The sequence below is a fragment of the Thiobaca trueperi genome, assembly GCF_004342175.1.
GTDB classification, from domain to species: Bacteria; Pseudomonadota; Gammaproteobacteria; order Chromatiales; family Chromatiaceae; genus Thiobaca; species Thiobaca trueperi.
This window is the reverse complement of record NZ_SMAO01000003.1, coordinates 436,077-458,138: the sequence shown is the minus strand read 5'-3', so window position 1 is coordinate 458,138 and position 22,062 is coordinate 436,077. Positions and strand designations below refer to the sequence as shown.

Sequence of the window (22,062 nt, the reverse complement as noted above, 5' to 3'; positions counted from 1 at the left end):
GGAGTCGTCCAGGTTAATCATGCATCCTCCATGGGAACGGATGGATAGCCGTCAGTAGTAGGGGCGAATTAATTCGCCCCTACAACCCCGACAGGACAGCGCGCCAGCATGGCGATGACGGCGTCCTGTCCAAGCGGTTTCAGCAGCTGTTCATCGAAGTCTGCCGCTTTGCCGTCTTCAAGGTCATGCTCCTCACCGTAGCCGGTGACGGCAACCAGCCGCGCCGTGCACCCGGACGCGCGTAACCGGCGTGCGACCTCAAAGCCGTCCATGCCGGGCAGTCCGAGGTCGAGCAGGATCAGATCCGGGCGCAGACGTGCCGCCGCGTCCAGTGCCGCTGGCCCGTCCGCCACAGTCTCGACCTGCTGACCCAGGATGTCCAGCAGCAGGGCAAAGGCTTCGGCCACGTCCGGGTTGTCATCGACCACCAGGATTTGGCGAACCGCCGGCCCCGCCAACTGGAGCGCGGGAGCAGCGACGGCGACGGCTGCGCCCGACAGCGGCAGACGCACGCCAAAGATACTGCCCTGGCCCGGTCCGGGGCTGCTCGCCTCGACGCTCCCGCCGTGCAGTTCCACCAGACCCTTGACCAGCGCCAGCCCCATCCCCAGTCCGCCCTGGGCGTGTTCCGACATCTCCCCGCGCGCGAAGGGACCGAAGAGGTGCGGCAACAGTGGCTGAGGCAGACCGATCCCCCGGTCGCGCACCCGCAGCACCGCGACGCCGTCCTGCACCTCCAGCGTGAGGGAGACCGGCGTCTCGGCTTCGCTGAACTGGCTGGCATTGCGCAGCAGATTGGCGATGACCTGAGCAAGACGCACGGGATCGCCTTCCAGCATCACGGGCGTATCGGGGAGCGCCATCTCCAGGCGTTGCCCGTGTTGCGCCAGAAGCGGGCGCACCTGCTCGGCGGCGCTTTCCGCCGCCTCGCGCAGGTCGCACGCGGCTTTGGCGAGGTGCATGACACCGCGACCGATGCGGGCGACATCGAGCAGATCGTCCACCAGTCGGGTGAGATGACCGACCTGGCGCGTGAGGATCTCCGATGCCTGGCGGATGTGTTGCGGGTCGCGCGACGGCGCGAGCCGCAGACTCTCGGCGACATGCAAAATCGGCGCGAGCGGATTGCGCAGCTCATGTCCGAGCATGGCGAGAAACTGGTCCTTGCGCTGCTCCTCCTCGTGCAGCACCGACTCGGCCTGTTTGCGCGCGTCGATGTCGCTCAGGGTGATGCGCGCCTGACGGGCTTCGGCCATCGAATCCATGCCCTGGGTCAGTTGCAGTTGTACCCAGAGCGAGGCGCCGCCCGTCCGCCGCAGACGCAGCTCGCACGCCTGCTGCTCCCCGGTGGTGAAGAGACACAGGCGGCTGCGGTAAAAAACGTCCTGATCCTCGGGAAGGATGAAGCGGGTCAGGGTCTGACCGATCAGCAGTCCGCGCGGCGTCTCCAGGAGCAGCGCGGCGGCGAGATTCGCCTCTTCGATCAGTCCCGCTTCGGCGAGGGTGACATAGCCCACCGGGGCGAGTTCATAGAGATCGAAATAACGCGCCCGCGAACGTTCCAGTGCCTCCTGGGTGTCGCGCAGCGACTCGTTCTGCATCTCCAGTTCGACCTGATGGACACGCAGCTCTTGCAGCAGTTGAGCCGCCTCATCGGGGGTCAAGTCCAGCCGCTCGCGGCGATCCGGATGCGACAGACGGTCTTCCGCCAGTCGGCGCAGCGACTGACTGGACTCGGTTTCGGCATGCGCCAGCGGCGCAACGGCATCAGGCTGAGTTCTCCGCTCGCTGCTCATGCCTCATCCCCCGCAGGCGCCGACCGGCGGGGCCGGGCGGTGATGTCGTCGATCACGAGTAGAATGACGCCGGGTTTGCCGGCTCCCGGATCGAGACGGCGGGCATTCAGCAGCATGGTGCGCGGCCCGAGCTGCGGAAAAACGTGGGCGATCTCGAAATCATCGAAGTTGTCACCGCTGGCCTGGATGGACGCAAGTAATTCGCGCAGGGCCGGGATGTCCCACCGCCCCCCGTTGAGTTCGAGCAGCGGACGACCCTCGATCATCTGCCCGGACAGGCAGAAGTGATGCTGAAAGGCGCGGTTGGCCGAAACCACGCACAGCGCCTGATCCAGCACCACCAGCGGTTCGCGCACGGCATCCACGATGCCTTCGGCGAGCACCTGCGCCGCGCGCAGATCGTCTTCCATCTGCTTGCGTGCAGAGATGTCGATGAATGAAATCACTGCGCCTTCAATGACATTGTCCAGGGTGCGGTAAGGCCCGATGCGCATCAGGAACCACTGACCCTCACGGGTCTGAACCTCCTGCTCCACGGGAATCAGGCTCTCCAGCACCCGCTGTACGCTCGCCAGCAAATCCTGATCCACCAGATTGGAGACGATGTCGCCCACCGAGCGCCCGATGTCGGTCTGGATGAGTTTGATCAACTGGGTCGCGGCAGGGGTGAAGCGGGTGATCCGCAACTGGTGATCGACGAACAGGGTGGCGACACCGGTTCCGGCCAGCAGATTGTTCATGTCGTTGTTGGCGCGGTAGAGGTCGGCGACCTTGGTCTGGAGTTCGACGTTGACCGTGGCCAGTTCCTCGTTGACCGATTGCAGTTCTTCCTTGGAGGTCTCCAGTTCCTCGTTGGTGGATTGCAGTTCCTCGTTGACCGACTGCATCTCCTCGTTGGTCGATTTCAGCTCTTCGTTGGCGGTTTCCATCTCTTCCAGGGTGGTCTGGAGATATTCCTCCTTGGCGCGCAACTCCTGTTCAAGCTCGGTGATCCGCACCTCGAACTCGGTTGGCGGGGGGGCCTCGCCGTCGGCAGGCCGGGCCGGACTCAGAGCCTCCGGCACCAATGGCTGCACCGCTTCCAGCACCACGACATAGAGATCCGCTGCGGCGTCGCCAGCGCCCTGCACGGTATGCACGGTCAGGTTGACGCTGGTGAAATCGCCGTTGGTCTTGACCCGCAGCCCCGGCAGCCGCACCACGCCCTTGCTCGTCACCACCCGATGCAGCGCGGCGGTGACCGCCCGGCGCAGACCCTCGCGCGCCATCGAAAAGAGATTGAGCGCCGCATCTCCCGGCGCTGGCTCCAGGTAAAGTCCGGTGCGCCCGTAGATATGAAGAATCTCGCCGCGACTGTTGGCGAGGATGCCGACCGGATTGAAATGATGCAGCAGCGCCTGCTCGGTCAGCGCACGCAGATCGATCCGGCTCGCGTACCGCTCGGTGGTCGCTGGCATCGGCAGATTGGCGATGCTCGTCCGTGTTGAGCGCAGCGCGCCGCCGAGTGCCTGCAAGGGGGCGCTGGTCAACTGATCCTGACGGACATAGATCTTCCATTTTCGATTCAAGGGCGTGAACAGATTGATCAATTCGCCCACTGTCTCCGAGTTGCCCAGAAAGAGGATGCCGCTCGGATTCAGTGCATAGTGGAACAGCGGGATCAGCCGTTTCTGCAAGTCGCCATTGAGATAGATAAGCAGATTGCGGCAACTGATGAGGTCGATGCGTGAGAATGGCGGCGCCTGGATCAGGTCATGCTCGGAGAACACCAGCAGATCGCGGATGCTTTTATGAATGCGGTAGCTCCCGTCCGCCGTATCCTGAACGAAAAAACGGGCCAGACGTGCGGGCGAGACATCGGCGGCGATATTGGCCGGATAGACGCCTGCCCGTGCCTGTCCGATCGCCCGCGCATCGACATCGCTGGCAAAGATCTGCACCTTGAACGGATGTTTCAGGGTGTCCAGATGTTCCTTGACGAGGATGGCGATGGAATAGGACTCCTCGCCGGTGGAACAGCCGCAGACCCAGATCCGCACCGTCGCCTCTCTTGGCCTGGCGATGAAAAGACGCGGGATGACGTCCTGCTCCAGCACCGCGAAGGCGTCGGGATCGCGGAAAAAACTGGTGACGCCGATCAGCAGGTCGCGAAACAGCGCCTCGATCTCTTCCGGAGTCTGTTGCAGATAGTGGACATAGTCCCCCTGCCGCTCGATCTGATGCAGCGCCATGCGCCGCTCGATCCGCCGGATCAGGGTGCTCTGTTTATATTGTGAAAAGTCGTGCGTGGTCTGGTCGCGCAGCAGGATACAGATCCTGGTCAGCGCATTCTCGACCTTGGGGGCTGAGGGCATGGCCGCATGCCGACCCATGCCAAAGGCATGCGTGACATAGTTCATGAGCTGCTCCGGCATCTCCGCCGGCGGCAGCACGAAATCGGTCAGCCCGGTGGCGATGACGCTGTTCGGCATGCCGTCATAGGCGGCGGTCTTGGGTGCCTGCGCCATGACCAGTCCGCCTTCTCCCTTGATCGCCCTTGCGCCCAGGGTGCCGTCGCTGCCGGTGCCGGAGAGCACGACACAGATCGCCCGTTCGTGCTGATCCTGCGCCAGCGAGCGGAAAAAGAAATCGATCGGCAGCCGCAGACCGCGCGGTGCCGAGGGTTCCAGCAGACGCAGGGCGCCGTTGTAGAGGGCCATGTCGAGCTTGGGCGGAATGATGTAGGCGCAATCGGGCTGCACCACCATGCCATCCTCGACCTCATGCACCTGCATGCGGGTATAGCGTCTGACCAGTTCGGTGAGGATGCTCTTGTGATCGGGCGCGAGATGCTGCACCAGCACGAAGGCCATGCCGGTTTCGATGTCAGCCGGAATGGCCGAGAAAAACGCCTCGAAGGCCGCCAGTCCGCCCGCCGAAGCACCGATACCAACAATCGGGAAAGACCGATCAGGCAATGGCTCCGGCTCGACATCCAAGGATGCGGGTATCGATTCCGACGTGGCCTCTGGCGCATCTGACTGCTCCAGCGTTCTGTGCTTCATGCCTACCATCCATTTCCGCAGAACCAGGGGCTATCGTCGCAGATCCTGACACCAAATGATAATGGGTACAGATACCCAACAGGCATCATCGAAATGGCGACGGTTCAACCCCCTTCAGATGCTGCTCCAGCAAACATCGCAGGACAGCACATCATCCTAAGTTCGCTAGCGCACTGAAATGCATGGCCTGCATGGCATAGATTCAGTCAAATCCGGTGCAGATGCACGCAGGACCGACCGTGGTGCAACGCCAACCGATGGCAACGACAACAGGTGACGATGATGAACAGGCTCCTGGCACTGATGCTGCTGATCACGATCAGTGGATTATTCGGCTGCAATACCATGGAGGGCGCCGGCAAGGACATCCAGCGCGGCGGCGATGCCGTGAGCGAGACGGCAAGAGACGTCAAGGCGGATATGTGAGGCGCCCGCGCACCGCTGGAGGAGCGCCGCAACCTGCCGTGGCGCACGCTCCTGGTTTCGCATGATTTCTCAGGACTTCCCGCCCGCCATGCGGCGGACGGAAGGACCGGAACCGCGACCCGATCTCAACCGATCCCGCTACGGGCCGATCCGGCACGGAGGCCAAGGTCTATCCTCAACCACTGGAGCACATGTTATGCATTTCGATATCAGCAAAACCAATGTCGGCAACATCGATCGTCTGATCCGCGCGATTGTCGGCGTCCTCCTGATCGTCGCCGTCTTTCGCGGCAGTAGCTGGGTCGGCGGAGTCCTCGGCGCGGTGCTGCTCGCCACCGCTTACTTCCGTTTCTGCCCGAGCTATACCCTCTTCGATTTCAGCACCGACAGCGCCAGCAAGGACGTAGCCCCCCTGGGCAAATAGGCCCGTGCGGGCGCCCGCCTGACGGGTCATCGGACCCGGCGGTGGGCGCTGGCAGTCAGGCATCGACATCGCCGTCGTACTTTCAGTCGCGTGAATTTCCAATTCCAACTCATTAGGTCACGACAAATGAGCAACATCTCTACAACCGCTTCTCAGCACCATGACGCTGGTACTGCTGCTCTCGGCTTGCAGTACCGCCTCGAAGCATGAGCCGGCGCCATACACCGCCGCCCCGGTGGCCCCGATGTATGAGCCAAAACCAGATCGCAATTAATCACTTCCCGGTTTCAATGCTATGCGCCCTCAACTTTGAAATTGAACAATTCACAGTTGACGGCGAAGGTCGAAGGGGCGGCGCAAGACCATTAAACTGCGTCCAGAGTGCTGGCACATTAACAAAGCTGGTAGAAGACGCGATTTAAAGTCTTTCAGCTTCATATTTGGCGCAAATCGTTGACACCATTGTCATGACCTTCATGCCTTTGCGGCCCGCTGTGATCGGTTTCTTCGCCATACTCGTCAGCCATAACGATGTGATCGGCCCGCAGGGGTCCGTCACGCTGCGGATCTGCTTTAACTGGTCCTGTGCGCGCAGACAGACCATGACCTTTACTCCCAAGGATATGGCCCTCCTGAAAAGGCATCTGGCGCTTTGTCCGGGCACCAGTCTTCATGATCGCTTGCAGCATGTGCGTATCGGCATCTGGCAAATGGAATTACTGGCACAAATGTATCAGCCGCTGCTGGCCAACGACCTGGCCATTAACGATGCCGAGGCGGATGTCGCGGGGCGAATGGATTGTATCGACAATGCCAGCAACACCACGACCTATCTGCATATTCTCCGGGATCTCCGGGAATTGGCCGGCTGGACGGTCGCATCGCCGAAAGTGCGCAGTCTTTTCGATCTCACGGCGGTTCACTGGACAGCCGTTATCCTCGATACGGAAACCGGACTTCCCTGGAGCGTTGACTCCTGGTTTCGCCCGAACGGCCATCTGCCACTGGTCATGCCTCTGCCGAGCTGGAGCGACAGGAAGAGGGCCTGGGAACCGCCTTTCGCACGTCTGAATGCTACCCCGCACGCAATCGATGAGCTATGTCATGCCCCGCCGCCGGGCCTCCTGGAACCAGCGGCGTTTTCCTTTTAAACCTCGCCCCGTGCGGTATCTGATGTTTTTGGTTTGGATCGACCCTGACAGCATTGACGACCGCATGAGCTGGCGCGGTTTGGTTGCGTATTCAGGATGAGGGTCTGACCCGCCCGGTTTCCGGCATGACATAAACAACGCCGGCCGTCCCGGCAAACAGGCGATGTATCTCGTCCTTGAAGAATTTCACCGGTACATTGATGCAGCCATAGGAAATACGGTTATCGAGCGGCGATGGCGAGTCCAGGCGTTGCGCCCGGCGCTCTTGGGGTCTGCCCGTCACGACCGGATGCATGGAAATGGCATTTTTGTAGTCCAGCCAGAGGATTTCCTTGCCATGAGAATTGCGACCCATGGCCGTCACGAAACGACCTGCGGGCGTCGTGCGCTGCACGGGGGGAATACGTGACATCGGCATGTCACTGATGCCGGGGGCGACCTCATCGCCCTGCCCCAGACCCAGCAGCACGGGGGCCGCGCCCTGTAGCTGTCCGTCCGCGCCAAAGACATAGACCCTGGCGTTGACCTTATCGACAATCGCGAACGGCAGGTTGAGATTGTCTCTTGAACCGACCACCCAATCCGCCGTCTCCCGTGTCCTGCGCGATGCGCTCTCCGACGCAAAGTTGGCCTGTCTGGAACCCTCTGGCATGGCCGTTTTGGGTTCCGTCACGAACGGAACCTCTGCCTCTTCCGCATGGTTTGTATTGAGCATCGGGTTGGACCGATGAGCGGTATGGTCCTCCTTCGTTGCCAGATGCGGGCCGCACCCGGCAATCAACAGCACACAACACAGGCTGAGTGCCGTGCCGATCATCGGCTGATCGCCCCCCCTGTGACGACCGCGCGCCGGGCGCTGGCCGCCCGTTGCCGATTGTTCTATGGCGCCCATTTCCAATCCCTCACTTCCGGCAGATCCTCGCCATGCTCGGCGATGTATTGCTGGTGCTCAATGCGCCTGTCGCGAATGGCCTGCCTGGCGTAGGCGGCCCTGGGGCCGAGTCGCGGCACCCGGTCAATGACATCGGCGACCAGGTTGTCTCTGATGACGCGGTTGAGATGCGCGTAGATGAAGCTTAAGCCCGGCGTCGTATCCCAGTGGCCGAGCAGGCGCGGTTTGATGTGCGACAGTGCGAGTGGCTCTTTCAGCAGCGGATTGTCGTAGAGATAGATCTGACCGACCGAGAGATAGTTTGCCGCACGCCAACAGGCGTCGAGCTTGCGCAGGCGCTCCGGGTCAAGGGTTTGGGTCGTCGTGGTCATGGGCCGATTCCGCAATGGGTCAAGCATGAGTGATGCCGCCTGGCCGTGAAGCGGCCCATCGAGGCGGTGGCGAGCGGATACCGGACATCGCGCGTCCGGGAATCGCCAGCAGACACCCTTGCCCCCCCGTCGGTCTGTGCGTTGCAGAACATAGGGTTGCGAAAGCATTGAGGCGCAAGCAAGAGACAGGGACGCACGCTGGCGTCACGACAGCACTGAGATTCCCTCCGACATGCCGCAGCCCGCGTAGGCGGTGAGATAGACGTAGCAGGTCCGCGCATCCTCGGCCAGATCGCGGAAACTCAAGCGGCGGTGCTGCCAGGGCGTGAAATCCGGCTCGTTCGGGCCGGGCGTCAGATCGCGCACGACCATGCCCCAGTCCAGAAAAATGCGATGGCGCGCCAAGCCCTCGATGACGATGCGCACATCACGGTGACGCGGGTCGGTCTTGATCCTGTCCATCAGCGCGGACAAGACCTCCCGCTGGCCTTCGAGCATCTGCATGAAGAGTCCGTCCTGGTAGAGCAGACAGCCGGTCAGGCCGGTCGAACGATTGAGGGTTCTGGATTGTTCCCGCAGGGCGTCGAGCGTCGCCCCGGACATCGGCGGCGTCGCCTGGCTGACATAGATCAGGAAGTAGAGCGACAGCGCCGGGTCAGGCAGGCCGCCGCCCCGAAGCCCGGACTCCAGGGTTGCGACGAACGCCGGCTCTTCGAGCGGGCGGTGAAAATAATAGCCTTGGGCGAACTCGCAGCCATGGGCGCGGAGTTCGAGACACTGGGCGTCGGTCTCGACGCCTTCCGCCACCAGTTTCAGTCCCAGCGCGCGACCCAGCCCGATCACGGCGCGGATGACCGCGCGGTGCTCCGGGCGCTTGTCGAGGCCATCGACGAAGGCCCGGTCGATCTTCAGCACCGCGACCGGCAGGCGGGTCAATTGCGCCAGCGAGGAATAGCCGGTACCGAAATCGTCCACGGCCACCCGCAGACCCAGATCGGTCAAGCGGCGCAGGATGCGCAGATTGAGTTCGACATCCGCCATCAGCGCGGTCTCGGTGATTTCCAGCAGCAGGCGCGCCGGGTCCGCGCCCGTCTCACGCAGGATGGCGGCAAACTCCTCGACCAGCGATTCCTTGATCAACTGTCGCGGGGAGACATTCACCGACACATAGGGCGCCTCGGCGCCCCAGCGCCGACGCCAGTCCGCCTCGGCTAGACACGCCTGACGGAAGACCCAGGCGCCGATGGGCACGATGACGCCGGTCATCTCGGCGATCGGGATGAAGACTGCAGGCGGGATCTCGCCCTCGGACGAGTTCCAGCGCAGCAGCAGTTCGGCGCCGACGATGCGACCGCTCTCGGCGACGACGATCGGCTGAAAACGGATCGACAGCTCGTTGCGCTCGATCGCCGTGCGCAGTCCATTGACGATGGCGAGCCGCTGCTGGTCCTGATCGTGCTGACCCGGACTGAAGAACCGCCAGCCGTCGCCGCCATCTTCCTTCACCGCCGACATCGCCGTCTCGGCATGGCTCAACAGATCATCGACGCAGTGGGTATTGCCGTTGCCGATGGCGAGCCCGACGCTCGCCGTCACGACCAATTGCCGCTCACCGCACTCCAATGGCTGACGCAAAGCCTCGTTGATGCGGTCGGCCAGAACGGACAGCGTGGCCGGCTGTTCGATCTGCTCGCAGAGGATGACAAATTCCTCATTGGCAAAACGCGCCAGGGTATCCCCCGGACGGATCTGCTCGGCGAGCCGCTCGGCCACCTTCTTGAGCAACCGGTCGCCGATGTCATGGCCATCCCTGTCCTTGACCAGATGGAAGCCGTCGAGATCGACGAACAGCACCACCAGGCTGAACCCATTGCGCCGCGAACGCTGCAGGGCGTTGGCGAGCCGATCGCGGATCAGCGGCAGGCCGGGCAGCCCGGTGACTGGATCGTGGCTGGTATGTCGCATCAGTGTTTCTTCCATGTTCATGACGATCATGCCAGTCATGGTGACGTTTAGGATCTGAATTCAAGCCATCGCGCTGATGGTCCGGCGAAAGCGATTGAGCGCGATGCCGAAGAACACCGCGCCGATGGCTGCCAGCGCAAGGAACGGCGGCCAGACCACGTCGAGGCCGGCGCCGCGATAGAGGATGGCCTGGGCGGCGGTGACGAAGTGCGTGGTCGGCGCGGCCAGCATCACGTCCTGCACCAGCGCCGGCATGCTCTCGCGCGGGGTGGAGTTGCCCGAGAGCAGTTGCAGCGGCAGCAGGACGAGCACCGCGAGCATGCCGAACTGCGGCATGGAGCGCGCCAGGGTGGCCATGAAGATGCCGAGCGAGGTGGTGGCGAAGAGATGCAGCGCGGCGGCGACCAGGAACAGCGCGAGCGAGCCCTCGATCGGGATGCGCAGCACGCCTTGCACGACGAACACCAGCGCCACGCCAGCGGCCAGCAATACCACCAGACCCATCGACCAGACCTTGGCCAGCATGATCTCGGCGGGCGTGACCGGCATCGCCAGCAGGTGCTCGATGGTGCCGTGCTCGCGCTCGCGGATCAGGGCCGCACCGGTCAGGATGATCGACAGCAGGGTGACGTTGTTGATGATCTCCATCAGGGCGCCGAACCAGGACTGCTCCAGGTTGGGATTGAAACGGGTGCGCAGAGCCAGTTCCACCGGCAAGGCGGCCGTGCCCCGGTAACGCTGGACGAACTCGCCGACCTCGCCCAGCACCATCTGCTGGACGAAACTGCTGCCGGTGAATGCCTGGCTCATGCGCGTGGCGTCGACATCGAGCTGGATTGCGGGCGAGCGCCCGGCCAGCACGTCACTCTGGAAGTCCGGCGGGATGTCCAGGACGAAGGTATAGGTCCCGGCATCCATGCCGGCATCGATCTCCGAGAGGCGGATCATCGCCGGCGGATCGAAACGCGGCGGATAGAAGGCGGTGGCGATGCGCGCCGACAGCGGCGAGCCGTCCTCGTCGACGATGGCGATCGGCGCCTTGTGCAGGGTCTCCGGCATCGCCGTGGCCGCGACATAGATGGACAGCGTGAAGGTGTAGGCGATCAGGACGAGCATCGTCGGGTCGCGCGCCAGGCTCCAGAGTTCCTTGATGCCAAGGCGGTAGATGTTGGCGAGATGCGCCATCCTCAGCGCTCCTGCTTCTTCAACAGCAGGACCGACAGGGTCAGGATCACCGGCACCGCCAGCGCGAGCGGCCAGAAGGAGGCTTCGAGGCTGGTGAAGCCCAGCGCCTTGTTGAAGACGCCACGCGTGATGGTGAGGAAGTACGCGGCCGGATAGACCTGACCGATGAGATGTCCCACGCCTTCGAGCGAGGACACCGGGTTGAGCATGCCGGAGAACTGGACGGCCGGGATGATGGTGCCGATCATGGTCACGAACAGAGCCGCGATCTGGCTGCGGGTGAAGGTGGAGGCGAAGAGACCGAAGCCGGTCGAGAAGGTGACGAAGAGCAGCGCCGCCGCCGTCAACGCCGGGAAGCTGCCTTTCAACGGCACCCCGAAGACGATCACGGCCAGCAGCGTCAGCAGGGTGAAGTTGAGCGTCGCCAGCAGGATGTACGGCATCTGCTTGCCGAGCAGGAATTCGCTGCGGGTGACCGGGGTGACGTAGAGATTGATGATGGAGCCCAGCTCCTTTTCACGCACCACCGAGAGCGCGGTCAGCATCGCCGGGATCATCAGCAGGAGCATGGGGATGACCGCCGGCACCATCGCCGGCAGGCTGCGCACGTCGGGGTTGTAGCGAAAGCGGGTCTCGATGGTGGCCGGGCCGGTCGCGGCGTCCTGGCCGAGCTGCTGTTTCGCCTGCTCCAGCAGCCAGCCCTGGTGCATCCCCTGCACATAGCCGCGCACCGTCTCGGCGCGCACCGGCATGGCGCCGTCCACCCAGGCGCCGATCTGCACGCTGTGACCGCGCGCGATGTCACGCGCGAAGCCGTGCGGGATCTCGATGGCCAGCGCGAGCTGGCCGGCGCGCATCCGCCGGTCGAGATCGCGGTCGTCCTGGATCGGCGGGCGTTCGACGAAGTAGCGCGAGCCGGACAGGTTCAGGGCGTAATTCTGGCTCGAGCCGGTCTGGTCGCGGTCGAGCACGGCGTAGCTCAGATCCTCCACGTCCAGGCTGATGCCATAGCCGAAGACGAACATCAGCATCGCCGTTCCCACCAAAGCCATGGTGGCGCGCATCGGGTCGCGTCGCAGCTCCAGCGTCTCGCGCAGTGCGTAGCTCCAGGCGCGGCCCAGACTGAAGGGAAGGCGACGGGCGCGCGGTGCGGTGGCTGAAACCGATGGGGCCGCTGTCACCGGCGCGACGGACGTCTCGCCCCGCGCACCGGCGTCTTCCAGATAGCCGATGAAGGCCGCTTCCAGCGTGTCAGTACCGCGCTGGCGAACCAGCTCGTCCGGGGCATCGGTGACGAGCACGCGCCCGGCATGCATCAGCGAGATGCGGTCGCAGCGCCCGGCCTCGTTCATGAAATGGGTGGAGATGAAGATGGTGACCCGGTCGTTGCGCGCCAGGTCGATCATCAGTTGCCAGAGGCTGTCGCGCGCGATGGGATCCACGCCCGAGGTGGGCTCATCCAGGATCAGCAGCTCCGGTCGATGCACCATGGCCACGGCCAGCGAGAGACGCTGGCGGATGCCCAGCGGCAGCGTGTCGGGCAGCGCGTCGATCGACTCGACCAGACCGAAACGCTGGACCATCTCCTCCACCCGCGCCGGAATCCCGGCCTCCGGTACCTGGAAGAGACGCGCGTGCAGCACCAGGTTCTGACGTACCGACAGCTCCGCATAGAGCGAGAACGCCTGCGACATGTAGCCCACGCGGCGGCGCGTCGCAATGTCCCTGGGATCGACCGCCTGCCCGAACAGCGCCGCACTGCCCGCGCTGGCCGGCAGCAGTCCGGTCAGCATCTTCATGGTGGTGGACTTACCGCAGCCGTTGGAGCCGATGAAACCAAAGATCTCGCCGCGACGGATGGAGAGATTCACCTGATCGACGGCGACGAAGTCACCGAAGCGCATGGTGAGGTCTTTCGCCTCGATGGCGATGTCCGCGTCGCCTCCGGCGGCGAGCGGGGGAATCGTCACGGCCCGATGGCCGCGCCGACGGTCCTCCGGCAAGAGTGCGATGAAGGCCGCGTCCAGCGACTCGCTGTCGGTGCGCTCCAGCAGCTCGGCCGGCGTGCCGGTCGCCAGGACACGGCCGGCGTCCATCGCCACCAGCCAGTCGAATCCCTGCGCCTCGTCCATGTAGGCGGTGGCGACGATCACGCTCATGCCGGTTTGCTCGATTCTTATCCCTTTGATCAGATCCCAGAACTGCGAGCGGGCGAGCGGATCGACGCCCGTGGTCGGCTCATCCAGGATCAAAAGGTCCGGATCATGGATCAGGGCGCAGCAGAGTCCGAGCTTCTGTTTCATGCCGCCCGAGAGCTTGCCGGCCGGGCGCGACAGGAAAGGCGTCAGGCCGGTACTCGCAGTCAGGGCGTCGATGCGACGGCGGCGCTCGGCAGCGGGATGGCCGAACAGCCGGCCAAAGAACTGGAGGTTCTCCTCGATCGACAGGGTTGGATAGAGATTCTTGCCCAGACCCTGGGGCATGTAGGAGATTCGGGGGCAGACGCGCCCGCGATGGCGCGCACTCGCCATATCCCCGCCCAATGCCTGTACCCTACCCTTTTGAATGGCGCGGGCACCGGACAGCAGCGCCAGTAGGCTGGATTTGCCGACACCGTCCGGGCCGAGCAGACCGACCATGCGCCCGGCCGGGATGTCGAGTGTGATGCCGTCCAGCGCCACCACCTTGCCGTAGTGCAGACTGACGTCGGCCAGGCTGGCGACTGGATCCGTGGTGTCGTGCGCCGATGGATCGACGGCGCTCAATCCGGCACCTTGATGACCAGGTTGGCCGGCCAGGCGGCGCCCGCATCGAGCTTGAGCCAGGCCATTCCGGGCAGACCGGTCTTGACCAGCTTGCGGTGCTGTTGCAGCAGTTCCGGATCGATCCGCGCCTTGACGCGGAACATCAGCTTCTGGCGCTCGCTGGCGGTCTCGACCGTCTTGGGGGTGAACTGCGCGGTACTGGCGACATAGGACACCCGCGCCGGAATCACATACTGCGGCGCTGCATCGAGCACAAGATGCACCTCGCTGCCCAACGCCACCCGACCGGCCACCGTCTCAGGCAGGAAGAAGGTCATGTAGACATCACTCAGATCGACCAGGTTGAGCACCTTGCCACCGGCGCCCAGCACCTCGCCGGGCTGGGCGATGCGATATTGCACGCGCCCGGCGCGCGGGGATTTGAGCAGGCTGTCCTGGATGTCGGCCTCGACGCGGGCGACCGTCGCCTCGCTCGCCTCGACCCCCGAGTTGGCACCAACGACCGCGGCGCGCGCCGCCGTGATCGCCGCCTGACTCGCGATCACCTGGGCCTCGGCACCGGCCAGCGTCGCCTCCGCGCCATGCACGCGGGCGCGGTCATCGTCGAGGATCTGGCGGGTCGTCATGCCCTTTTCGGACAGGGTCTCGGAGCGTGCGTAGCGCCGCTGCGCGGCATCCAGCTCGCTTTCGCGCTGGCCCACCAGGGCCTGCGCGGCGGCGGTGTCGCTCTGGCGCACGGCGACCTGGGCCTTGGCGCTGGCGACGGCGGTAACGGCCTGACGGGATTTGGCCAGCGCCTCGTCGCGCTGCGCGTCCAGGACATCGACCTGCATCCGCGCCAGCGGCTGTCCGGCCTGCACGAAATCGCCTTCGCTGACCAGAATATCCTGCACCCTGCCAGCGAGCTTGGTGGCGACATCGATCTCGGTGGCCTCGATGCGTCCGTTGCCGCTGACGAAGCCGGCACCTGGCCCCGAAGGTTTCATGGCGGTCCAGGCCAGCCAGCCGATCACTGAGACGGCGATGGCGATAGCGACGAACGCGATTCTTTTCTTGCTTGGTGGAGTCATGATGGATACTCCGTCACTGAAACCTGATTGTCGTGATGGAGCATCTAACTCGAATCTCGCCAGTGTCAGTTAGTTGGGCCTAGGGATGACTCCCACTGAAGCGCGGCTTTTCGCTCCGAAGCGGTTTGAAGCAGTTCGAGTCAAGCTACGCTTGCCGAGAGGAATGGGTCTGTACGCTGCCACACAGAGCGGATCCTGCCGTTCGCGGTACGGTCCAACACTGATCGCACGATTTCCCCGGAGTCCCGACGATGAGCAGACATCCACCATTTGGCGGACGTCTGGCCAGCCGAACAGCGGCCCCGTCGATCGGCCTACAGATAGGGTTCGAGCAGACGCGGCAGATCCACGCGCGCGCGCAGTCGGCGGCAGAGCATGAAGGCGCCCAGGAACTTGCGGTACAGAAACATGCTGGACGGATCGGGCAACTGGCTGAAGGCGCCTTCCTCGTGCAGTTGCCGACCGCGCTCGTAGATGCGCTTGAAGAGATCGGATGCACCGAAATCATAGGGCCCCTGGTGTCGCATCATCTCGCTCGACAGGCGCATGAGATCCAGCATGGCCTCGGTCTGCTCGGGCGGCGTGTCCTCGCGGGCGAAGCCAAGCGCGATGGCACTGCGGTACATGGCCGCGCGATCTTCCACCATCGCGGCCCGGATCAGATCGCGATAGCCGGAGACGATGGCGGGCGGAACCGGGTGGGTGGAGCCGAAATCCAGCAGCACGACGCGGCCGCTGTCGACTTGATAGAGGAAATTGCCGAAGTTCGGATCGGTCTGCACGAGGCTGAACTTGAACAGCTCAAGCAGGACGATCTCCATGACGAGGTTGGCGGCGCGATCGCGGTCGTGCCGGGTGAATTCGGGCGCGGCCAGTCGATCGATGGCGATGCCCTCGACGAAATCCATCGCCAGAATACGCCCGGTACTGAAGTCGCGATGCATAGCGGGGACGAAGAAATCGGTGCCGTCGCCGACCAGCCCGCGATAGGTTTCCAGCGCGTTGGCCTCGGCCCCGTAGTCGGCTTCCTGGTGCAACTGGCGGCGGGCCTCCGCGAGCATCGGCTGAAGGTCCATCCCCTTCGGCATCATGCCGATGGCGCGGCTGATGAAGGCGAGATTGTCCATGTCGCTATCGATGCTCTCGCGCACGCCGGGGAACTGAATCTTCAGGGCCAGATCGCGGCCATCCGTGGTTTGCGCGCGATGCACCTGGCCAATGGAGGCGGCCGCGACCGGTGTGAAGCCGAAGCGCCGGAAGCGTCGATTCCAGTCTTTGCCGTACTCGGCCTCAAGCAGTGGCGCGAGCTGGCTCAGCGGCATGGGCTCGGCGCGATTGCACAGCGTGCCCAGAATGGCGGCGGCTTCGGGCGTCAGGACGTCCGACCCGTCCATGGACATGAGCTGCCCCATCTTCATCACCGCGCCGCGCATGTGTGCAAGGCGACTCGTGAAACGCTGAAGGGCCGCCGGACTCAGTTGGGTAGGGTTCGATGCGCCATCGCTCCCCCGCGCGAGATCGATCAAACCCCGCACGCCGATGCCAGCCGCGAGGTCGGTTGTCGCCCGCCCGAGATGCCAGAGACGGTTGAGGCGCGAGCTGGGGACGGCGCGACCGCCGGTGAGAGAAGCTTGTGTCATGAGGCATCCTGCGCGGAGGTTGAAAATGCCGGCTGGTGTCGCCCTTGTCGCCTGGCCAGAACCCAGCGGCAAAGGCTCGGGCTTGATTGAGCGCCGAGTGTTGTCGCGCACTGTATTTCAGAGGAATTTCTCGGAATCATCCGCACCGATCTTGCCGGAGGGTTCCACCGTCTCTGGTCCACGGAGCGGTCCCGCGATGCTCATTCGCTTGAGTTTCCCTACAACCCCCAATTGGCCAAGATCTGTCGGTTAGCTACACCGCTTCGGCGTCGCTTGAACGCGGATTCCGGTCACCCAAGGGTCCCGAATGGACTGGCCGGAACTTGTCGCGGAACGGACACTTAACCGGACAAGTGGCAAACACGAGGAGCGGACTGGGGAGACAAGATCGCCCGAAGGTGCCGGCTTCCGTCAGAGACGCACGAACGCGACTCACCGAAAAAGGTGACCCGCTTTCAAGCCTTGCCCCGAAGATCCAGTGTATCCGAGCCTAGCCCGTTTCCCCCGTTAGTTAGCAAAGCGGCCTCGGTGGCCAATCGTGCCGAGAAGCGAAGTCTGGATGCCGCGGTTCGTCCGCAGGCCTCCCGTATTCGAGGCGCCATCGCTCGATTTGGCCAAGCATCATCGTGGCTGACTTACGCCGCTTCTCGTCCTTGGCCGTCATTACAAACAGTCTGCCACGCAGTTCGTTCGCCGCGCGTGCGTGTTGCGTGAACGCGCTGGTGAATTTGCCGTCAGGCCTTCGCTCGACGAATGTGTTCTCGAGTTGCTCCCAGAGAGCTCGCGGAACTGGTGGGCGTTTGGCGTCGTCGGCCAGACTTATGCTCGCAGCGATGGATTCGGGCGTTCCGAGTAACTTCATGACTTCGGCGAGGACGAGTCGATTGGAATCCGGCAAGTCCACTTCGCAGAGTTGGCGTAGCCGCGCGGCGACCTCTGGACAGCGCCTCGAGAGTTCCACGAGCCGTGGGGCCAGCGCGAGATGGCCTCGGACATGAGACTCCTCAGACAATGCAAGTCCAGAGATATCCGGGTCGACAAAGCCTACGAGCAGTTCACGCGCACGGGGCGTATCAATGACAGCAAGGGAATTGAGAAACTCATCCGGACATTTCTCAAAACTCTCAGGATCAGATGCGAGTTCAAGAAGAAGTTGGAAGGCGGCCTCTGAGTGACTCTTGGATAGAGCGGGAACAACCGTTCGCAGTGCTGCGACATCTAGCTGCCATTCACCAAGCATATCTCGCAGCCTTGCGATACCGACCTCAGGTTCGTCGAAGAACGGAAAGAGCGCCAGAATGCGGAGCGCCAGGGACTTATCCGAATCGTCCAACCACTGTTTCGATCGCTCCAAGATGGAATCGACCAGAGCGAAGGCTGTCGTTGCGGGCAACACGACGCCCGCCATCAGCAGAAGCTTCGCGGTTTCAAAGCGGACGTATTCGTCCCCTTCGCCAGGTATCTCGATAAGTTCAAGGACAACTTGTGCGGAACCGTGGCCGTCAATTGCAGCAAGCGCTTTTGCAAATTCTCTGAGCCCTGAAGCGGGTTTTCCGTCCTGATCCTGCTCTTTTAGACGAGCTATCTCGGCATTTAGAGCTTCTGCGAAACGGGTGCGCCGCGAATCGGAACAAGGAGGCTTCCTGTGGCCGTCGCGTGCCGCCCAGATCAAGTCGTAGAAACCTGTCTGGCTGAAGGCGCCCTCTGGTTTCGGCAGGAAATCGATTGCCATAGCGGCCGCAATGTCCCTGACGTACTCGGGCTCGGATAGAAAATCAACGAGCACATCCACGGCGCCTTCTGGATCGAGCTGCATGAGGGAGCCCACATGCCAGCCGGCGTAGCTCATACAGCCTCCGTTGCCGACAGGCCCCGGGTCTCCCGCCGCGCGCGCGGACCGACCTCGGCGCATCCTCTCGATATCGGCGCGGATAAGCTTCACAAGATCCGCCATGTCATCGGGATACCCAACCTGTGCAAGCGACGAGGCCATGTTCGCCTTCTCATTACCGTCAAAGTCGTCCTGGCCGAGCACGACTTCGACACTGCTCTTCAGGTACGCACGAAGGCTAGCTCTCAGGTCATCGTCGACGATGCGAAACGCTTCATCGTTCGCCCTCGCGACCCTGCTGATAAGTTCCGTCGCAATTTGAAGGTCGAGTGAATCACGGCCCTTGACGGAGCGGAGGATGCCGGTTGCGGCGACGTCGCCGGGAAGACCCCGATATAAGCTCTCCAGCTTTCTCGTCGTTTCATTGCCCAACAGTCGTGGCCGACCAGACTCGCCGTCTACCCTGCGACACATCTCACGCAGCTTGACGAACACGTGGGCCGCGGAGTCAGCATCGAGGTCGGGCATCTCCTTCAGCATGCGCTCCGCGCATGCACTATCGGGATCGGTAGTGTCGATTTTCTCCAGGTAGGTTTCGACCCTGCTAGCCACCCACTGTCTCAACCAGGCCGGATCTCTATCACGCAGATAGGCTAACGCCGGTTCAGTGTAGTGCGAGCCTAGGTCGCGAAACTCGCAGCTTGTCAACGCAGCCAAAGAATCCTTCACGGCCTCGTCAAGGCCCTCCTCACCGATTTCGATCAAAGCGAGCGTGGTCGCCAAGCGCGCGCGAAGATCTGTGCTGTCATCGATGAACCTACGCATCGCGGCAATGGACTGCGGTCGCAGCGCCGCTGGCAGCAGATCTACGTTTCTGCGCAGCACATCTTCGGCCATTTCGGCATCCATCGAGCTGAGAACGTCGATCAGCGCATCGTGGGACCCCATCCAGAGGAGGCCGGAGGCCGCTGCTTCCTTCACAGCAGGATTGCTGTCCTCTGCCGCAAACGCTGCTACCTCCTCATCAACCCTCTCATGCAGTACTTCGGACACAAAATCCACTCGCGCATCATCATCCCAATTCCGCGCTAGATCACGCCAGTTCGGTCCTAGTGAAGATACGTGAAACTGCGACCAGAGCCGATATGTCGTTAGCCGCACTTGCTGGTTTGGGCCGGACACTAACGGCACGATGATGTCGCTGAAGTCGTCCGATCCGGTGGCGAGCATGGCGGCTAGTGCGTACTCACGAAAGTGCTCATCGCGAAATTCGTAGGCCGCACGAAAGCGCTCGCCGCCCCCTGTACGCACTTCGTTCCAAATGTCAGGGCCGCAAAGGTGGGCAAGCTCACCCGCAAATACCAGGTCTACGGCGAGCGCCATTTCGACAAGGCTTTTCCCTGCACGGATGTGATGCTTCTTGGTGTCACCGTCGCCAGTCTGATCGGCAAGCGCCTCAGCAATCATGCGCAGCGGTTCCTCCCAAACCGGCGCGTTCACATAGTCGGCGGTGAAGCGGTCCATCCCTTCGCGGTCATCCTCGCAGAGATCGAGGAGCTGCGGGAGAACATGGAGCGCTGCGTAGAATTCTTGCAATTGCTGATGCTCGAACTGGAATGCCGCTCGGGGGTAGTCCACTCGTTCGAGCACGTGATGCGCTGTGAGCGTAGCGAGGAGTGTCGGAGCACCGACCGACTCGATTTGGCCAAGATCCACAAGATCTCGTGTAACGGCCGCACAGATAGCTCGCGCATTCGGCTCATAGAGTGACACACCACCCGACCGGGTCATCTCTGCTGCCATGGCCTTCAAGTAGTATGTTTGAAGACCGAAGATCGGAGCCGCTTGCAGTGCGTTTCGGTGTTCGCCCCGTTCTTCCTGCAAATTCAGAACTTTGGTGAGGATCCCGAACTTCGTCGAAGGTATTTCGGCGCCAGCTTCAAACAACGAAGTGACTTCGGACAAAATGAACGGCGTGCAGGTCAATTCGTCGAGCGACCTGTCGGCATCGATGCGGGCAAGAAGCGCTGCGGCTGCCGTGCCAAGGCGAGCGTTCAGATAAGCTGTTCTCTGCTCGCGGAGCAAACGCCGCAACTGCAACCGCTGGGCACCAGGCAACGGCGGCATCAAATGGTAAGCACGGGTTGCAACGATGATGCCGGCGCTCGGAAACGCCCGCTCAAGTTCGCGAAGTGCTTGACCCGCTTGGGCGGAGTTTGAATCAGCAATCTCGTTCCAGCCGTTCAGCAAAAAGTGGAATGGCTCCTCCTGTTGCACACGCGCGAGATCGGCTGCCGTTAGATTCTCGGCTTGAAACGCTGGCATACCAGCAATGAATTCCAGAATACCCCGTCCGGACGCCGTCCACATTGGAAGCTCAACGATGAACGCTGTGCCTATAGTATGCGAGCGTTGTGCGAGCTGTATCAGCGTCGTGGTTTTTCCGCGACCCGCCGGCCCTTCAAGGACGATGCGTCCGCTCTCCGACAGCACACCATCGATCTGCTCGAGCGATTGCAGCTCAGCGGACTCCTCCCCATTCGATTCAATCCGTACCGCCGTGAGTTCGACCAGAGGATGACCTTTAGTCTTGCTAGCCCAGGTTCTCGTGACTACCCTGGCAGCACGTCTTGTCCGCTCAATGAGGTCCGCAATTTGCGGTTCTATATGGAGTTCAAGATGGAGGAAACTCACACACAGCAAGGCGTTCTCGGGCATCATCATTAGCGTGATGATTTCTTCACGCTCGAGGATAAATAGCTCGACGCCGTACTTGTTTTTGATTGCCGCTTCCCACCGCTTGCGATCAGCGTTGCCGACTTTGGCGGACGTCGCGAAAAGGAGCATTTTCAGGTCAGCAAAATTCTCTGTGGCGGTTTCAGCATCGGTAGAGATCTTATTCAGTGTTGGCGTTATCGAGACGGCGAGTCCTTTGCCGATTCCGTCGGGCGCTAGACTCGCGGGCGCATATGCGTCGAGCCCAAGATCCTTCTTGCGCTGTCGAGCGATGAGTTCGGGCCAGCGCTTCTTGGCAAGCACCACCGCCAGCCCCTGGAAGCGCATCCCTTCCTCCTGAGAAGCGAGTTCATCAAGTGCTCGTTCAATGTCAGTTCTAAGAAGGGCCATGCTTACTCTGGGTTCCTGCTCAAGTCAGTTCCGGGGGACAGTTTACTCAACTCCGAGTGTCTGCTTTGGAAGTGGTTTTCCGCAGAACTGCCTTTGGCTTATATGGCGGCAATATGGCATAGACTGGGCGTTCGGACCCACTACGTCGAGGGACCGCACCTGGGACATCTAAGTCATTCCACTCTGGAGCCTCTGTGACCGGTTTGCTCCGTACTCCCCCCAGCACAAGACCCTCTGGCTCTCGCCTCACGCGGTGAACGGCAAAGTCGCTGCGGCCTTCCGCGCCTTTGAGCACACTGCGAAGCGAACAGTCTGGATTTTGGTATCCACAAAGCTCAGCCGCATGCGATATGTTTCCAAATTCGACTGTCCGCTT

Annotated in this window: 13 protein-coding genes and 1 pseudogene; 3 read left to right on the top strand and 11 right to left on the bottom strand. The window is 62.5% G+C overall.

The window, feature by feature from the left end; all coding sequences use genetic code 11:
- Positions 1-68 precede the first annotated feature (68 nt).
- A complete protein-coding gene (locus EDC35_RS07830; protein WP_132976677.1) occupies positions 69-1,796 on the bottom strand; it encodes a hybrid sensor histidine kinase/response regulator in 1,728 nt (575 codons plus the stop codon).
- Positions 1,793-4,840 (bottom strand): chemotaxis protein CheB, encoded by a 3,048-nt coding sequence (locus EDC35_RS07825; RefSeq protein WP_132976676.1) that lies wholly within the window; start codon positions 4,838-4,840, stop codon positions 1,793-1,795. Before EDC35_RS07825 ends, EDC35_RS07830 begins: the two co-directional genes overlap by 4 nt.
- Before the next feature lie 279 nt (positions 4,841-5,119).
- Here EDC35_RS07825 and EDC35_RS07820 point away from each other — a divergent pair, with 279 nt between their 5' ends.
- The 3 genes from EDC35_RS07820 to EDC35_RS07810 all read left to right on the top strand — a co-directional run bounded on the left by EDC35_RS07820 (position 5,120) and on the right by EDC35_RS07810 (position 6,841).
- The gene (locus EDC35_RS07820) at positions 5,120-5,266 is read left to right on the top strand and encodes an entericidin A/B family lipoprotein (protein WP_132976675.1); all 147 of its coding nucleotides are present in this window, start codon (positions 5,120-5,122) and stop codon (positions 5,264-5,266) included.
- Between the two features lie 196 nt (positions 5,267-5,462).
- Positions 5,463-5,690 (top strand): YgaP family membrane protein, encoded by a 228-nt coding sequence (locus EDC35_RS07815; RefSeq protein WP_132976674.1) that lies wholly within the window; start codon positions 5,463-5,465, stop codon positions 5,688-5,690.
- A gap of 467 nt (positions 5,691-6,157) precedes the next feature.
- The gene (locus tag EDC35_RS07810; RefSeq protein WP_243651525.1) at positions 6,158-6,841 is read left to right on the top strand and encodes a hypothetical protein; all 684 of its coding nucleotides are present in this window, start codon (positions 6,158-6,160) and stop codon (positions 6,839-6,841) included.
- Between the two features lie 91 nt (positions 6,842-6,932).
- Here the strand turns inward: EDC35_RS07810 and EDC35_RS07805 are convergent, their stop codons facing one another.
- From EDC35_RS07805 to EDC35_RS07770, 9 genes and pseudogenes are all read right to left on the bottom strand, one after another.
- Positions 6,933-7,658: a L,D-transpeptidase gene (locus tag EDC35_RS07805; RefSeq protein ID WP_132976673.1), complete on the bottom strand. Its 726-nt coding sequence runs from the start codon at positions 7,656-7,658 to the stop codon at positions 6,933-6,935.
- Between the two features lie 62 nt (positions 7,659-7,720).
- Positions 7,721-7,861: a phosphoketolase family protein gene (locus tag EDC35_RS19100; RefSeq protein WP_243651543.1), complete on the bottom strand. Its 141-nt coding sequence runs from the start codon at positions 7,859-7,861 to the stop codon at positions 7,721-7,723.
- Positions 7,862-7,879: 18 nt separating this feature from the next.
- Positions 7,880-8,104 (bottom strand): annotated as a pseudogene (locus tag EDC35_RS19095) (phosphoketolase family protein); the annotation flags it as partial.
- A gap of 204 nt (positions 8,105-8,308) precedes the next feature.
- Entirely contained in the window at positions 8,309-10,069 is a 1,761-nt protein-coding gene (locus EDC35_RS07795) for an EAL domain-containing protein (RefSeq protein WP_243651523.1), read from the bottom strand.
- A 60-nt stretch (positions 10,070-10,129) separates the two neighbouring features.
- Positions 10,130-11,254, bottom strand: coding sequence for an ABC transporter permease (locus EDC35_RS07790; RefSeq protein WP_132976670.1), 1,125 nt, complete (start codon positions 11,252-11,254; stop codon positions 10,130-10,132).
- 2 nt (positions 11,255-11,256) lie between these two features.
- Positions 11,257-14,019, bottom strand: coding sequence for a ribosome-associated ATPase/putative transporter RbbA (rbbA, locus tag EDC35_RS07785; protein ID WP_132976669.1), 2,763 nt, complete (start codon positions 14,017-14,019; stop codon positions 11,257-11,259).
- A complete protein-coding gene (locus EDC35_RS07780) occupies positions 14,016-15,089 on the bottom strand; it encodes an HlyD family secretion protein (RefSeq protein ID WP_132976668.1) in 1,074 nt (357 codons plus the stop codon). The genes rbbA and EDC35_RS07780 overlap by 4 nt, the downstream gene beginning before the upstream one ends.
- A gap of 314 nt (positions 15,090-15,403) precedes the next feature.
- Positions 15,404-16,729: an ABC1 kinase family protein gene (locus EDC35_RS07775; protein ID WP_132976667.1), complete on the bottom strand. Its 1,326-nt coding sequence runs from the start codon at positions 16,727-16,729 to the stop codon at positions 15,404-15,406.
- Between the two features lie 511 nt (positions 16,730-17,240).
- Positions 17,241-21,686, bottom strand: a complete 4,446-nt coding sequence (locus EDC35_RS07770; protein WP_132976666.1) for an NACHT domain-containing protein — start codon at positions 21,684-21,686, stop codon at positions 17,241-17,243.
- Between the last annotated feature and the right edge of the window lie 376 nt (positions 21,687-22,062).